Annotated in this window: 13 protein-coding genes; 3 read left to right on the top strand and 10 right to left on the bottom strand. The window is 67.0% G+C overall.

What is annotated here, in order from left to right; translation table 11 throughout:
- Positions 1-22: 22 nt before the first annotated feature.
- The 5 genes from flgF to flgB form a co-directional block, all read right to left on the bottom strand.
- On the bottom strand, positions 23-763 hold the full coding sequence (gene flgF, locus AC07PV_RS23785) for a flagellar basal-body rod protein FlgF (RefSeq protein ID WP_218296949.1): 741 nt from the start codon (positions 761-763) through the stop codon (positions 23-25).
- A 179-nt stretch (positions 764-942) separates the two neighbouring features.
- Positions 943-2,223, bottom strand: a complete 1,281-nt coding sequence (gene flgE / locus AC07PV_RS23790; protein ID WP_218296950.1) for a flagellar hook protein FlgE — start codon at positions 2,221-2,223, stop codon at positions 943-945.
- A gap of 42 nt (positions 2,224-2,265) precedes the next feature.
- Positions 2,266-2,919 carry a flagellar hook assembly protein FlgD gene (locus AC07PV_RS23795; protein ID WP_218296951.1) on the bottom strand — a complete coding sequence of 218 codons (654 nt, stop codon included), beginning with the start codon at positions 2,917-2,919 and terminating at the stop codon, positions 2,266-2,268.
- An 18-nt stretch (positions 2,920-2,937) separates the two neighbouring features.
- Positions 2,938-3,342, bottom strand: coding sequence for a flagellar basal body rod protein FlgC (flgC, locus tag AC07PV_RS23800; protein WP_218296952.1), 405 nt, complete (start codon positions 3,340-3,342; stop codon positions 2,938-2,940).
- Positions 3,343-3,379: 37 nt separating this feature from the next.
- Positions 3,380-3,838 (bottom strand): flagellar basal body rod protein FlgB, encoded by a 459-nt coding sequence (gene flgB / locus AC07PV_RS23805; protein ID WP_218296953.1) that lies wholly within the window; start codon positions 3,836-3,838, stop codon positions 3,380-3,382.
- A 213-nt stretch (positions 3,839-4,051) separates the two neighbouring features.
- On the opposite strand from flgB, the gene flgA reads away from it, so the two are divergent.
- The 3 genes from flgA (at position 4,052) to AC07PV_RS23820 (ending at position 5,680) form a co-directional block, all read left to right on the top strand.
- Positions 4,052-4,843: a flagellar basal body P-ring formation chaperone FlgA gene (gene flgA, locus AC07PV_RS23810; RefSeq protein ID WP_494631492.1), complete on the top strand. Its 792-nt coding sequence runs from the start codon at positions 4,052-4,054 to the stop codon at positions 4,841-4,843.
- Positions 4,844-4,936: 93 nt separating this feature from the next.
- Positions 4,937-5,257: a flagellar biosynthesis anti-sigma factor FlgM gene (gene flgM / locus AC07PV_RS23815; RefSeq protein ID WP_218341822.1), complete on the top strand. Its 321-nt coding sequence runs from the start codon at positions 4,937-4,939 to the stop codon at positions 5,255-5,257.
- Positions 5,258-5,404: 147 nt separating this feature from the next.
- The gene (locus tag AC07PV_RS23820) at positions 5,405-5,680 is read left to right on the top strand and encodes a hypothetical protein (RefSeq protein WP_255591934.1); all 276 of its coding nucleotides are present in this window, start codon (positions 5,405-5,407) and stop codon (positions 5,678-5,680) included.
- Between the two features lie 280 nt (positions 5,681-5,960).
- On the opposite strand, the gene AC07PV_RS23825 is transcribed toward AC07PV_RS23820, so the two are convergent.
- Genes AC07PV_RS23825 through AC07PV_RS23845 form a run of 5 tightly spaced genes read right to left on the bottom strand, consistent with a single transcriptional unit; the run spans position 5,961 to position 12,206 of the window.
- Positions 5,961-6,677 (bottom strand): RNA polymerase sigma factor FliA, encoded by a 717-nt coding sequence (locus tag AC07PV_RS23825; protein WP_218296956.1) that lies wholly within the window; start codon positions 6,675-6,677, stop codon positions 5,961-5,963.
- A gap of 4 nt (positions 6,678-6,681) precedes the next feature.
- Positions 6,682-7,479: a hypothetical protein gene (locus tag AC07PV_RS23830; RefSeq protein ID WP_218341823.1), complete on the bottom strand. Its 798-nt coding sequence runs from the start codon at positions 7,477-7,479 to the stop codon at positions 6,682-6,684.
- On the bottom strand, positions 7,472-8,977 hold the full coding sequence (gene flhF / locus AC07PV_RS23835; RefSeq protein WP_492245117.1) for a flagellar biosynthesis GTPase FlhF: 1,506 nt from the start codon (positions 8,975-8,977) through the stop codon (positions 7,472-7,474). Before flhF ends, AC07PV_RS23830 begins: the two co-directional genes overlap by 8 nt.
- Positions 8,974-11,055, bottom strand: coding sequence for a flagellar biosynthesis protein FlhA (gene flhA / locus AC07PV_RS23840; protein WP_218296959.1), 2,082 nt, complete (start codon positions 11,053-11,055; stop codon positions 8,974-8,976). The genes flhF and flhA overlap by 4 nt, the downstream gene beginning before the upstream one ends.
- Positions 11,052-12,206: an EscU/YscU/HrcU family type III secretion system export apparatus switch protein gene (locus tag AC07PV_RS23845; protein WP_218341825.1), complete on the bottom strand. Its 1,155-nt coding sequence runs from the start codon at positions 12,204-12,206 to the stop codon at positions 11,052-11,054. The genes flhA and AC07PV_RS23845 overlap by 4 nt, the downstream gene beginning before the upstream one ends.
- Positions 12,207-12,269 lie beyond the last annotated feature (63 nt).

Raw genomic sequence — 12,269 nt, forward strand, 5'->3', positions numbered from 1 at the left:
TGCGGGCGTGGGTGGTGCCGCGTCAACCGTTCATGCCCAGCAGCTGGCTGGCGGTCTTGTCATTGGTCTCGGCGGTCTGCAGCAGGCGCATCTGCTGCTCGAACTGGCGCGATGCGGCGATCATCCCGACCATGCTCTCGACCGGGTTCACGTTGGAGCCTTCGACGGCCCCCGCGAGCATGCGGGCGTTGGCATCGTTCGCGATGGGATCGCCGGACGTGGTGCGAAACAGGCCGTCATCGCCGCGCTTGAGCGGGTCTTCCAGCGTGGGGGTGGCGAGTTTGAGCCGGCCGATGGCCTGCGCGGGCTGGCCCGCGGCCTTGGCGGTGACCGTGCCGTCCGAGCCCAGCGTGACCTCGGCGCCCGGCGGGACGTCAATGGGCGCTCCGCCATCGGAGAGCACCGGCAGCCCGGTGGGCGTGAGCAGCTGGCCCGTGGCCGACAGCTCGAAGGTGCCCGCGCGGGTGTAGGCCTCGGTGCCGTCCAGGCCCTGCACGGCAAACCAGGCGTTGCCCGCGGCCATGGCATCGAGATTGCGGCCGGTGCGCTGCACGGGCCCGGGCGTGTTCACATGGCCGGAGGTGGCTTCGAGCGCGAACACGCGGGTCTTGGAGCCGTCGCCCTGCAGCGGCACCGAGCGGAAGGTGGAAAGCTCCGCGCGAAACCCCTGGGTGGACGCGTTGGCGAGGTTGTTGGACAGCACGGCCTGCCGGTGGGCGGCGGCGTTCGCGCCCGTCATCGATGTGTAGATGATGCGGTCCATGGTGCGATGCTCCTTTCAGTACCCTGCAGTGCTGCGTGCCGTGCGCAGCGTGTGCAACCGGCGCGGCCCAGGCGCGGGCAGCCGCGCAAGGGCCGCCACGCCGCGCTGGCTGCGTCCCCCTCCCGGAGCGCACAGCGCGCCGAGAGAGGGGGAAGGCGCGAAGCGACTCAGGGGGTGTTTCATCTCAGGTTCACCAGGGTGGACATCACCTGGTCTTGCGTCTTGATCGTCTGGGCGTTGGCCTGGTAGGCACGCTGCGCGGTCATCATGTTCACGAGTTCGGCCGTGAGATCGACGTTGGAGTCTTCCAGGGCGCCCGAGCGCAGGGCGCCGAAGTTGCCGTCCGTCGCGGTGCCCACCACGGGCTGGCCGGATTCAAAGGTGGCCACCCAGTTGTTGCCGCCCACAGAGGCCAGGCCCTGCGTGTTGCGGAAGCTCGACAGCGCGAGCTGCCCTTCCGCGCGGGTCACGCCGTTGGAGTAACGGGTCATGATCATCCCGTTGTTCTCGATGTTGATGCCGGTGAGCTCGCCCGTCGTGTAGCCGTCCTGGCTCAGGTTCGAGACCGCGAACTTGCTGCCGCTCTGGGAGACCTTGTCCAGGCTCACGTCAACGGTGAACGTGGGCAGGTTGTTCGGGTTGGGCGGCGTCGGATTGACGGTGAGCGGCAGCGAAAAGCCCGTGGCGGGTGGCGTGGCGGTGGGGCCGGTGATGACGCCGTTGTTGTCGAACGTGATCTGGCCGATGGGGGTGGCCACCACGGGCGGGGTGGCCGTGGGATCGTCGAGCGCGTCGTACACGTCCCAGGTGTTGTCCGTCGCGGTCTTCTGGAAGTACAGGCTCACCGGCTTGGCCACGCCCTGGCTGTCGAACACGTTGATGGAGGTGCCGTAGGTGGCGCGCGGCGTGGCCGGGATGGGCGGCGTGGCGGCGGGGTCGCCGGCCGCGTCGGTGGCGGTGGCGGGCAGGTTGAAGGCCGCGGTGATCTTCGTCGTCTGCTTGGCCGGGATCGGCTCGGAGGTGGGGAAGACCATGGGGATGGGGTCGGTGCCCGAGCGCAGGCCGGTCACGGGGTCCACGGGGTAGCCCATCACGTTCGCGTTGTCGTTCGTGATCATGTTGCCCTCCTTGTCCAGCTTGAAGTTGCCGGAGCGGGTGTAGGCGGGCGTGCCGTCAGGCAGGGTCAGCGTGAAGAAGCCATTGCCGTTGATGGCCACGTCCAGGCTGTTGCCCGTGATCGTGAGGTTGCCCTGGGTGAACTGCTGCGAGACGGCGCCGACCTCGACGCCGATGCCCGCGTTGGTGCCGCCGGCCGAGCCGATGGCGGAAGCGACCATTTCAGCGAATTCCGCCCGCGAGGCCTTGAACCCGACGGTGTTGGAGTTGGCAATGTTGTGTCCGATGACGTCGAGGTTCTTGCTGGCGGCATTCAAGCCCGAGAGGCCTTGCTGAAAACTCATGGTGTTCTCCTGATAGAGGCGAAGAAAGGGTTTGGGCCGGCGTTAGACCAGGGCCTTGATCTGGCTGTAGCTGATGGTCTTGCCGTTCGCGAGCGTCAGCTTGAGCTGGCCGTCCTCGGCGCCCGCGGCGGTGACCTTGGACAGGGACAGCGGCGTGCTCGACAGCTTGGCCGAGCCGTTGACGGCGCTGACGCGGAACTGCAGCGCATCGGTGGCGCCGGTGTATTTGCTGGCGTCCCACTCGAACGTGTGGCGGCCCGCGGCCTTGGCGCCCAGGTCGATGGTGTCCACCACCTGGCCGCCCGCGGTGGTGACCTCGATCTTCACGTTCGTGGCGGCCGAGGGCAGCTCGAAGCCGCCCTTGCCGACCTTGTCGGCCACGGCGACGCTCGAGCCTTCGGTCATCACGTTGCGGCCGATCAGCGCCGTGCCCTGCATCACTTGCAGCGAGTTGAACTGCTCGGACATGCTCTGCATGGTCTGGTTGAGCTGCTGGATGCCGGTCACCGTGTTGATCTGCGCGATCTGCGAGGTCATCTGCGCGTTGTCCAGCGGGTTCATCGGGTCCTGGTTGTTCAGCTGCGCGACGAGCAGCTTCAGGAACCGGTCCTGCGCGGCGGCGGGGTCGGTGGCGGCGTTGGCTTTCGTGCCGGTCGCATCCGTCACGGAAGGGGCGTTGGTGGCGCTGAGGATCATGGTGGGGTCTCCCGGAAATTACTGGCCCATCTGCAGGGTCTTGAGAAGCAGCGACTTGGCCGTGTTCATGACCTCGACGTTGTTCTGGTACGAACGGGAGGCGGAAATCATGTTGACCATTTCCTCCACGGCGTTGACGTTGGAGTGCGTCACGTAGCCCTGCTCGTCGGCCGAGGGGTGGGCGGGGTCGTGCACGCGGCGCCCGGGGGTGTTGCTTTCGCTGATGGCGCTCACCCGCACGCCGGCCGAGCTGTCGGCGCCCATCGGCGCGGTCTGGAACACCACCTGGCGCGCCTTGTACGCCTGGCCGTCGGGGCCGGCCACCGCATCGACGTTGGCCAGATTGCTGGCCACCACGTTGAGCCGCTGCGACTGCGCGCTGACGGCGCTGCCCGACACGCTGAAGATGGAGAACATGGACATGGGGTGACTCGCTTTCTGCGCTGCAATGCGGTGGGCTTTACTGGCCCTGGATCGCGCTGAGCATGGTTTTGGCGTTGCCGTTGATGAAGCGCAGCGTGGCTTCGTAGCGCACGGCGTTGTCGACAAAGTTCGCGCGTTCCCGGTCCAGGTCCACCGTGTTGTTGTCCAGGCTCGGCTGCGCCTGCACGGAATAGCCCAGTGCGCCGGGTGCGCCAGTGCCCGTGCTGGCCGCGGGCAGTGGAATGTGGCGGGGGTCCGTGGCGCCCTTGGCCCCCAGGTTGCCCGTGGTGCCCACGGAGCCTGCGGTGGCGAGGCGGGTTACGCCCGATCCGGACCCCGTGGCTTCGCGCATCGCGTCGCCAAAGCTGAAATCGCGTGCCACGTAGCCCGGGGTGTCGGCGTTGGCGATGTTGCTGGCGATGGCGCGCTGGCGCTCGGCACGCAGCGTCAGCGCGTTGCCGTGAAAGTCCAGCCGGTTGGTCATCTTGTCAAGCATGGTTGCCTCACACCCTGGGTTGCAATGGCGCCGGGCAGGGGGCTTTCCGGCGTGGCTTGATTATGGAAACCGTGGCTTTTTTCTAAAGCGCGAAGAACGAGGAAATGGGCGCGCAGTTTCGGGTTTTGCGCTGTGCCCGGCTGCCTATAGTTCCAGTCGTGAAATAGTCTTTGCCGCCCTGCGCGGGAAGACGCGCGACGCCCAGGAGGCCCCATGCCATCGATCTTTTCTTCCCGTTTCGTCCGAGCCTGCGCGCAGGCTGTGTCCTTGCGCGGGCAGGTGGCCGCGCACCGCGCCCTGGCGGGCGTGGTGCTGGCGGCCGCTGTGGCCGGCGGCAGCGGCGCCGCGTTCGCGCAGGCCGCCGCCGATCCCGCGGCCGACCTGGGGCCGCTGACCCAGCGCTGGCTGGACGATGCGATGTCGCGCAACCAGCCTGCGGGGCTCCCCTTGCGGATGGAAGTGAGCGTTGGCTCACTGGATTCCAGGCTGCGGCTGGCGCCGTGTGCGCGGGTTGAGCCCTATCTGCCGGCCGGCGCGCGGCTGTGGGGGCGTACGCGCCTGGGACTGCGCTGCGTGGAGGGGCAGACCGCATGGAACGTGTATCTTCCGGTGACCGTCAAGGCCTTTGGCCCCGCCTGGGTGCTGATCAACCCCGTGGCTCCTGGCGCCATCCTCACGGCCAACGATGCGACGCAGGCCGAGGTGGACTGGGCCGAGGAGTCGGCGGCCGTCATGGCCAATCCGGAGCTGTGGGTCGGGCAGGTGGCCGCCCGCCAGCTGGTCGCCGGGCAGACTTTGCGCCAGACCATGGTGCGGGCCCCGCATCTTTTCCGGGCAGGGGCCCAGGTCAAGGTGGTCGCGCAGGGGCCGGGCTATGCCGTGACATCGGCCGGCCAGGCGATGTCGGCAGGGGCAGCGGGGCAGATTGTTCGCATCCGCATGGACAATGGCCGCGTTGTCAGTGGAACTGTGAATGAGACTGGGACAGTGGTCGTGGCTCTTTGATGACGCTGTGGCGATAAATGGCTAAAGTCCGGGCCAAAAGGGTCGAAAACATTGCTACTGTGCCCCACATCAAGCGGGGTGGTGGAGAGAGCGATGAAGATTGGTCAAAAACCGGAACTCCCGGGCGCCTTGGCGCAGACGGGGCCTGCCAAGCAGGCCAAAAGTCCTGCCAGCGCTGCTGAAGGAGCCGCCAAGGACGCAGCGGCCGTGTCAACCGCCGGTGTGCCCGTCACGGTGTCCACCGCAGCCCGCGCACTGGACCAGACGGCCCGTTCCACGGGCGATTTCGATGCCGGCAAGGTCAAGGCCGTGCGCACGGCCATCGAAAAAGGCACGTTCTCGGTGGATGCCGAGGCCATTGCCGACAAGATGCTCACCAACGCCCAGGAAATCCTCTCCCGCTCCCGCGGCTGATCCCACAGCTCGCTTGGCAGCCAGATGCCATCCAGCGCACAATGGGCCATGTCGCTGGAAGAATCCCTCTCGGCTGTTGAACAGCTGATCGAAAAAGTCTCTGCCGCCCTTCTTGCGGCAGATCCCCCATCCCTTGAGAAAAACAGCATGGCCCTGCGGGATGCTGCGGCCCAGTTCGCGCGCGTCCTGGAGCAGGCGGCGGCCCGGGGCCTGCCTTTGCCCGCGCAGTTGCAAAAGAGGGTGGATGCCATCGGCGACATGCTCGCCAATCACCGCGAGGGCCTCGCCCGCCTGTCCGCCAACGCCGACCGCCAGGTTGCCAGCCTGCTGCCCCAGGCCGGCTCCCCCGCCACCTATGGCGACGGCCGCGGCGCCCAGCCCGGCAAGCCCGGCGTGGCACGGATCTACAAGTCGGCAGGCTGAGTCGAGTCGCAACTCAAAAAAGATAGCTGCCAGCGATTGAGCTACCTGCGTTTGAATGGCCAAACCGGCTTGATCCAACGCAAGTCAAGCGCAAGCAGCTATCCCATCGATAGCGAACCGGGGTCAGTACGCCGGAGTTCGGCCTTGCGCAATGGCCGTCGAAACGGTCGCAACCCAACCAGTGCCACCGGGGATCTGGCTTCGCCAGTCCAGGGGTGGCGTCCCCCTCAGGGGGAAGGCGCCGCAGGCGACTCAGGGGGAGCCATGGCCTCAGGGAGCCCTAATGCGCCCGCATCTTGGCACGCAAGCGGGCGATGGACTGGCTGTGCAGCTGGCACACCCGTGACTCGGTAACCCCCAGCACGGCCGCGATCTCCTTGAGATTCATGTCGTGCTCGTAGTACATGCCCATGATGTGCTGCTCGCGCTCGGGCAGGCTCTTGATGGCGTTGACCAGGGACATCTTGAGCCGCTGGTCGCGCAGCAATTCCATGGGGTCGGCATCGCCGTCGGCAACATGGCGGTCCAGGAAACCGTCGTCGTCCTCGTTGCCGTGTGTCATGTCTTCCAGATACACGAGTTGTGTGCCCCGCACCTTGCCCAGCAGGTTCTGGTAGTCCGCCAGGTTCATGCCCATTTCGCTGGCGATCTCGGATTCGAGCGGGCTGCGGCCGAGTTTCTGCTCCAGCCGTTGCACGGCGTGCTCGATGTCTTTCTGGCTCTTGCGCGAGCTGCGGGACATCCAGTCGCCCTCGCGCAACTCGTCGAGCATGGCGCCGCGGATGCGCTGGGTCGCGAAGGTCTCGAACTGCACGCCCTGGGCGGCTTCGTAGCGCGAGAGTGCTTCCGCCAGGCCCATCATGCCGACCTGGATCAAGTCGTCCAGCTCCACGTTGGGCGGCAGCTTGGCGATCATGTGGTGCGCAATCCTTCGCACCAGCGGGACGTGCTGGCGGATCAGCGCATCACGATCGAGCTGGCCTTTGGCGGTGTACATCAGATCAGTGGCTCCGGACAAAATGCGCAGGCATGCCTGTCAAGTTGCTGGGTGGCAGCGCAGTCAGCGATTCACTGATAGTGCCCGCATTTTCCAGTAGTTGCAAGGCCAGGCGCTGGAGGTCCTGGGGGTTCTGCGTGGCGATGGTGGTCGTGCGCACCGGGCCACCCAGGTGGCGCTCCGCGCAGTCCTGCAGGGTCAGCAGCGCGTGCTGTGTCTTGCGCCGTTCGGCGGCGGTGTCGCCGCGCAGCAAGGCCGCCACCATGCAGGGCAGGGTCGTGTGCAGGGCGATCTGCTTGAGGCTCTTGTAGCTGGTCAGCACGCCGGCCGATCCGTCGCCCATCACCACCAGCGGTATGGTGGACGTGTGCGTCAGCAGCGGCCCGAGCGTGGCCGCAGGCGCGTGCAGCACGATCAACCCGTAGGTCCGGAAATAGGGCAGCAGGCTGGGCAGGGGGGCCGTTTCATTGCGGCTGGCTTCCCGGCTGATGCGCAGAAGGCCCTTCGCCGCCGGAATCACCGCCAGCGAGGAGGCCATGGCCCCCATGTTCAGGCTGACACCCTCGTTCCAGGGCGCCTGTTGCAGCAGGTGCAGCAGCCCTGGGCTGTCGTCCGTCTCCTGGGCGGTGCCATCGAGCACCACCACCGGGTAGCCCAGGCGCTGCAGGCTTGCGCAGATCTGCCACAGCGTCTCCAGCCCGGTGCCCGCGTTGTCCTGGCTGGCGACCGCCACCACCCGCAGTTCCGACTGCGGGGTGAAGCTGTGCAGGCCTGCGGCCTGGTGAAAGCCGATATCAAGCATCGACCAGCCCCCGTTCGTTCATGGTGTCGGGCGAATGCGAGAAGAAGAAGTTCAGGTCGGTTGCCTTGGGGTCGAAAGCCGACTTGGCGGGAGCGCGCATGGAGGTGCTGATGAGCTTGTGCGCATCGGCACGCTCCCAGTCTTCCGGCACGCGCTGGCCGTTGGTCACGCCGCGCAGCACCATCTGGTGGCGGATCAGTGCGTCGATGGCCGGGCCGAGTTTCACGGCTTCGTCCACCTTGGACAGGATGGCCTGCTGGGAGCCTTCGGTCTTGAACGCCGTGAGCACATCGTCGAGCGTGTCGCCATGGCAGCCCGCGTTGAGCACCAGCAGGCGGTTCACATGGGGCAGGTCCAGCACGTCGAGCATGTCGCGCTTGCGCGGGTCGCGCGGGGCCACGCCCGTGGTGTCGATGAGCACCATCTTCTTGCCCGACAGCAGGCCCAGCAGGTCCTGCAGCGCGGCGCGGTCGTGGGCCAGGTGGGCGACGATGCCCAGCATGCGGCCGTAGGTGCGCAGCTGCTCGTGGGCTCCCACACGGTAGGTGTCCAGCGTGATCAGGCCCACGCTGCCGGGGCCGTGGATGCGCGCGCACATCGCGGCCAGCTTGGCGGTGGTGGTGGTCTTGCCGACGCCGGTGGAGCCCACCAGCGCGAAGATGCCGCCTTGTTCGTACAGCGGGGGTTCGGCCAGGTCGGTCCTGAGGTTGCGCTCCAGCACCTCCATGAGCCAGCGCACGGATTCGGCGGCCGACAGCTCCTCGGGCATGCGCTCCAGCACGGCACGGGCGAGGGAAGGGGAGTAGCCTGCGCGGATCATCTTGAGCATGAGGTTGGACTGGATGGGGTTCTGCCGCGCCTGCCCCAGCCACGCCAGGGTGTTGAAACGGTCCTCGATCAGTTCCTTCATCGCGTGCAGCTCGCTCATCACGCTCTGCTGGTTGGCGGCCGACTGCACGGCGCTGCTCACGGCGGGCTCCTGCCGGCGGCGTGGCGGCTCGGGCGGGATGTCCATGGGGATGGTGCGCAGCGGGTTGTGGCGCGCCACGGCAGGCGCGGGCATGCGTTCGCGCTCCGGTTCCTGGTCGCGGCTGCGCTCCGACAGGGTTTGCGGTTCGGCCGGGCCATTGAGCGCCTCGTGGCGGCGGCGCAGCATGCGCTCGCGCACATAGTCCTGGAACGACAGCGTGCTCATCGCCAGCTGCTCGGTGTCTTCCTCCACCGGGTTGCGGCCCAGGGTGCTGGCGGCGGCTGCTGCTGCCTGGCTTGCGCGCTGGGGCGCGCTGCGCGCCGGTGTGGGGGCCAGCAAGGGCGGGTTGGCGGACGGGCCCGCGCCACCACCGTCCAGCGCCGAGAGCGTGTCCTCGGCCGTGGCCACGACTTCGACGCCGTTGGCCGTGGGGCGGTTGGACAGGATCAATGTGCCGTCACCAAAGGCCATGCGCGCTTTGGCCAGAGCCTCCCGGGATGTGGGAGCGTGGAAGCGTTTGATGTTCATGCTGATGCACCTCTAAGGATCGGCCCAATGCGGATGGTGTGGGTCTCGGGGATTTCACTGTGGGCAAGCACCTGCAGCCGGGGCGCGACGCGGCGCACCAGGCGGGAGATGGCATTGCGGATCTGGTCTGGCACCAGCAGGCAGGCGGGCAGGCCCATCTCTTCCTGCTTGAGGGCCACCTCGGCGGCCTTTTGCGTGAGGATGTCGGCCACGCCAGGGTCCAGGGCGGGGCCGGCGGTGTTGCCCAGCGCCTGCACCAGCAGGCGTTCGAGGCCTGGTTCGATGGCGATGACGTTGAGTTCGCGGGTGGGGCCGTAGATCTGTTGCACGATGGCGGGCGACAGCGCGATGCGCACGCGGCGGGCCAGCTCGACCGGGTCGGAGATGCCGCCGGCAAACTCGGCCAGCGTTTCGATGATGGTGCGGATATCGCGGATGTGCACAGACTCTTCCAGCAGCAGCTGGAGGACTTTCTGGAACGTTGCGATGGAGACCATTTTCGGGACCACTTCTTCGATGAGCTTGGGAGCCAGCTTGGCCACGTGCTCCACGAGTTGCTGCGTTTCCGTGCGACTGAGGAGCTTGGCGGCTTGCACTTGCATCAAGTGTGACAAATGGGTGGCCATCACGGTTTCGGAATCAACGACCGTAAAACCCGCCATTTGTGCGGCTTCCTTCTGGCGGTCGTCGATCCAGTGTGCTGGGAGGCCGAACGCGGGGTCGGTGGTGGGGGTGCCGATCAGGGGCGTGGTGATGCCGCCCGGGTTGATGGCCAGGAACATGCCGGGGAAGGCTTCGCCTTCGCCCACCACCACGCCACGCAGCGTGATGCGGTAGCCGCTGGGCTTCAATTCGAGGTTGTCGCGCACGTGCACGGCGGGCGGCAGAAAGCCGACTTCCTGCGCAAACTTGCGGCGCACGCCCTTGATGCGCGTGAGCAGGTCGCCCTGGCGGCTCTTGTCCACCAGGCTGATCAGGCGGTAGCCCAGCTCCAGGCCCAGCAGGTCCACGGGCTGCAGGTCGTCCCAGGTGGCTTCGCCGTCGCTCACGGGGGCGGGCGGGGCCTCGACTTCGGGCGGCACCTTCTGCCGTTCATGCAGCACCCAGGCGCCATAGGCGAGCAGGCCACCCATGGTCAGAAACACCACGTGGGGCATGCCCGGAATCAGGCCCAGCAGCAGCAGGATGCCGGCGGTCACGCCCAGCACGCGGGGCGACATGAAGAGCTGCTGCACGATCTGGCGGCCCATGTCGTGGTCCTTGCCCACGCGCGAGATCACCATGGCCGCAGCCACCGAGATCAGCAGGCCGGGAATCTGCGCCACCAGCGCATCACCAATGGCCAGCAGGATGTAGCTATCAGCCGCCTGCTTGGCCGACAGGTCGTGCTGCAAGACCCCGATGGCGAAGCCGCCGATGATGTTGATCAGCAGAATCAGGATGCCGGCGACCGCATCGCCGCGCACGAACTTGGAGGCACCGTCCATGGACCCGAAGAAGTTCGCTTCTTCGGCCACTTCGGCGCGGCGGCGCTTGGCTTCCTTCTCGTCGATCAGGCCGGCGTTCAGGTCGGCATCCACCGCCATCTGCTTGCCGGGCATGGCGTCCAGCGTGAAGCGGGCCGACACCTCGGCAATGCGCTCGGCGCCCTTGGTGATCACCACGAAGTTGATCACCACCAGGATCGCGAACACGATCAGGCCCACAGCGAAGTTGCCGCCGATCAGGAAGTGGCCGAAGGCCTCGATCACCGCGCCGGCGGCGCCCGGGCCCGTGTGGCCTTCCAGCAGCACCACGCGGGTGGAGGCCACGTTCAGCGACAGGCGCATGAGGGTGGTCAGCAGCAGCACCGAGGGAAAGGCCGCGAAATCCAGGGGGCGCAGCATGTAGGCCGCCACCATCATCACCATCAGGGCCACGGCGATGTTCAGCGTGAAGAACGCGTCGAGCAGCCACGGCGGGATGGGCAGCACCATGAGCGCCAGGATGGCCACCACGAGCAACGGGGCCGACAGCCCCTGGAGGGCGTTGGCATTGCTGCCCGCCCATTGCTGCAAAGATTTCACGGAGGTGTTCATGCGGCGGCACCTTGCACGGGCGTGCGGTTCAGCGGATCGAGTTCAGGGGGCACAAACGGCTCCACCAGGCTGTCGGGCATGCGGCCTTCGCCGCGCAGGGCGGCCTTGAGGCGGTAGACGTAGGCCAGCACCTGGGCCACGGCGGTGTAGAGCGTGGCGGGAATGGCCTGGTCCAGCTCGGCATGGGCATACAGCGCCCGGGCCAGCATGGGCGACTGCAGCACGGGCACGTTGTGCTCCTTGGCCACGTCGCGGATCTTGAGCGCGATGAGGTCGGTGCCGCGCGAGATGACCTGCGGCGCGCTCATGGTCTTCTCGTCGTACTTGAGCGCCACGGCGTAGTGGGTGGGGTTCATGACCACGAAGTCGGCCTTGGGAACGGCGCCCACGCTGGCACGGTCGGCGATCTCGCGCTGCTTCTGGCGGATGCGGCCCTTGGTGTGGGGGTTGCCGTCGGATTCCTTGTGCTCCTGCTTGATTTCCTCGTGCGACATCTTCAGGCGCGCCTTGAAGAAGTAGGCCTGCAGGGGCACGTCCACCAGCGCCGCCAGGAACACCACCAGGAGCAGCAGGCTCATGCCGGACGTGAGCCAGTCGGCCAGCTGGCGGATGGCCATGGGGGAGGGCTGCAGCACCAGCATGGCCACGGTGTCGATGCTGTTGCCCATGAACTTCCAGGCCACGTAGCTCAGGACCGCGGTCATCAGCACCATCTTGGCCACGTTGGCCATCTGCTGCTTGGAAAACAGGTTGGCGAGCCCCGAGATCGGATTGAGCCGGTTGAACTGGGGCGAGATGGGCTTGAGGCTCAGAATCCAGCCGCCGGCGCCGATGGCGCTGATCAGGGCCGCGGCGCCGGTGAGGATGGCGAACACCGCGCTGGCCACCAGGCCCACGACGACCATGTCCTGCAGGCGCTTGAGCATGGTGCCGGGCGCCATGACGGTGGTGGCGTCAAACGCGAGCTGCTGGCTCATCGCCCGCTGCATGTGGTCCATCAGCTGGGGGGCCAGAATGAGCAGGCAGGCCGCGCCCGCGCCCAGGATCGCCAGGTGGGAAAGATCGCGCGAGCGTGCTCCCTGGCCGTCTTCGCGCGCTTTCTGCAGCTTGCGCTCTGACGCGGGTAGGCTTTTTTCTTGGCTGGATTCCATGGTGGCATGACGGCTCGTGTCATGCCATTGTCGTGAGCGACCCGGAAATCTAAAGGCCGATAA

It is taken from the genome of Acidovorax sp. GW821-FHT09A11, from assembly GCF_059418365.1.

Excerpts from the sequence above, each read along its gene's own strand:
- flgF (WP_218296949.1), bottom strand. The coding sequence starts at position 763 with ATGGACCGCATCATCTACACATCGATGACGGGCGCGAACGCCGCCGCC.
- flgE (WP_218296950.1), bottom strand. The coding sequence starts at position 2,223 with ATGAGTTTTCAGCAAGGCCTCTCGGGCTTGAATGCCGCCAGCAAGAAC.
- AC07PV_RS23795 (WP_218296951.1), bottom strand. The coding sequence starts at position 2,919 with ATGATCCTCAGCGCCACCAACGCCCCTTCCGTGACGGATGCGACCGGC.
- flgC (WP_218296952.1), bottom strand. The coding sequence starts at position 3,342 with ATGTCCATGTTCTCCATCTTCAGCGTGTCGGGCAGCGCCGTCAGCGCG.
- flgB (WP_218296953.1), bottom strand. The coding sequence starts at position 3,838 with ATGCTTGACAAGATGACCAACCGGCTGGACTTTCACGGCAACGCGCTG.
- flgA (WP_494631492.1), top strand. The coding sequence starts at position 4,052 with ATGCCATCGATCTTTTCTTCCCGTTTCGTCCGAGCCTGCGCGCAGGCT.
- flgM (WP_218341822.1), top strand. The coding sequence starts at position 4,937 with ATGAAGATTGGTCAAAAACCGGAACTCCCGGGCGCCTTGGCGCAGACG.
- AC07PV_RS23820 (WP_255591934.1), top strand. The coding sequence starts at position 5,405 with ATGGCCCTGCGGGATGCTGCGGCCCAGTTCGCGCGCGTCCTGGAGCAG.
- AC07PV_RS23825 (WP_218296956.1), bottom strand. The coding sequence starts at position 6,677 with ATGTACACCGCCAAAGGCCAGCTCGATCGTGATGCGCTGATCCGCCAG.
- AC07PV_RS23830 (WP_218341823.1), bottom strand. The coding sequence starts at position 7,479 with ATGCTTGATATCGGCTTTCACCAGGCCGCAGGCCTGCACAGCTTCACC.
- flhF (WP_492245117.1), bottom strand. The coding sequence starts at position 8,977 with ATGAACATCAAACGCTTCCACGCTCCCACATCCCGGGAGGCTCTGGCC.
- flhA (WP_218296959.1), bottom strand. The coding sequence starts at position 11,055 with ATGAACACCTCCGTGAAATCTTTGCAGCAATGGGCGGGCAGCAATGCC.
- AC07PV_RS23845 (WP_218341825.1), bottom strand. The coding sequence starts at position 12,206 with ATGGAATCCAGCCAAGAAAAAAGCCTACCCGCGTCAGAGCGCAAGCTG.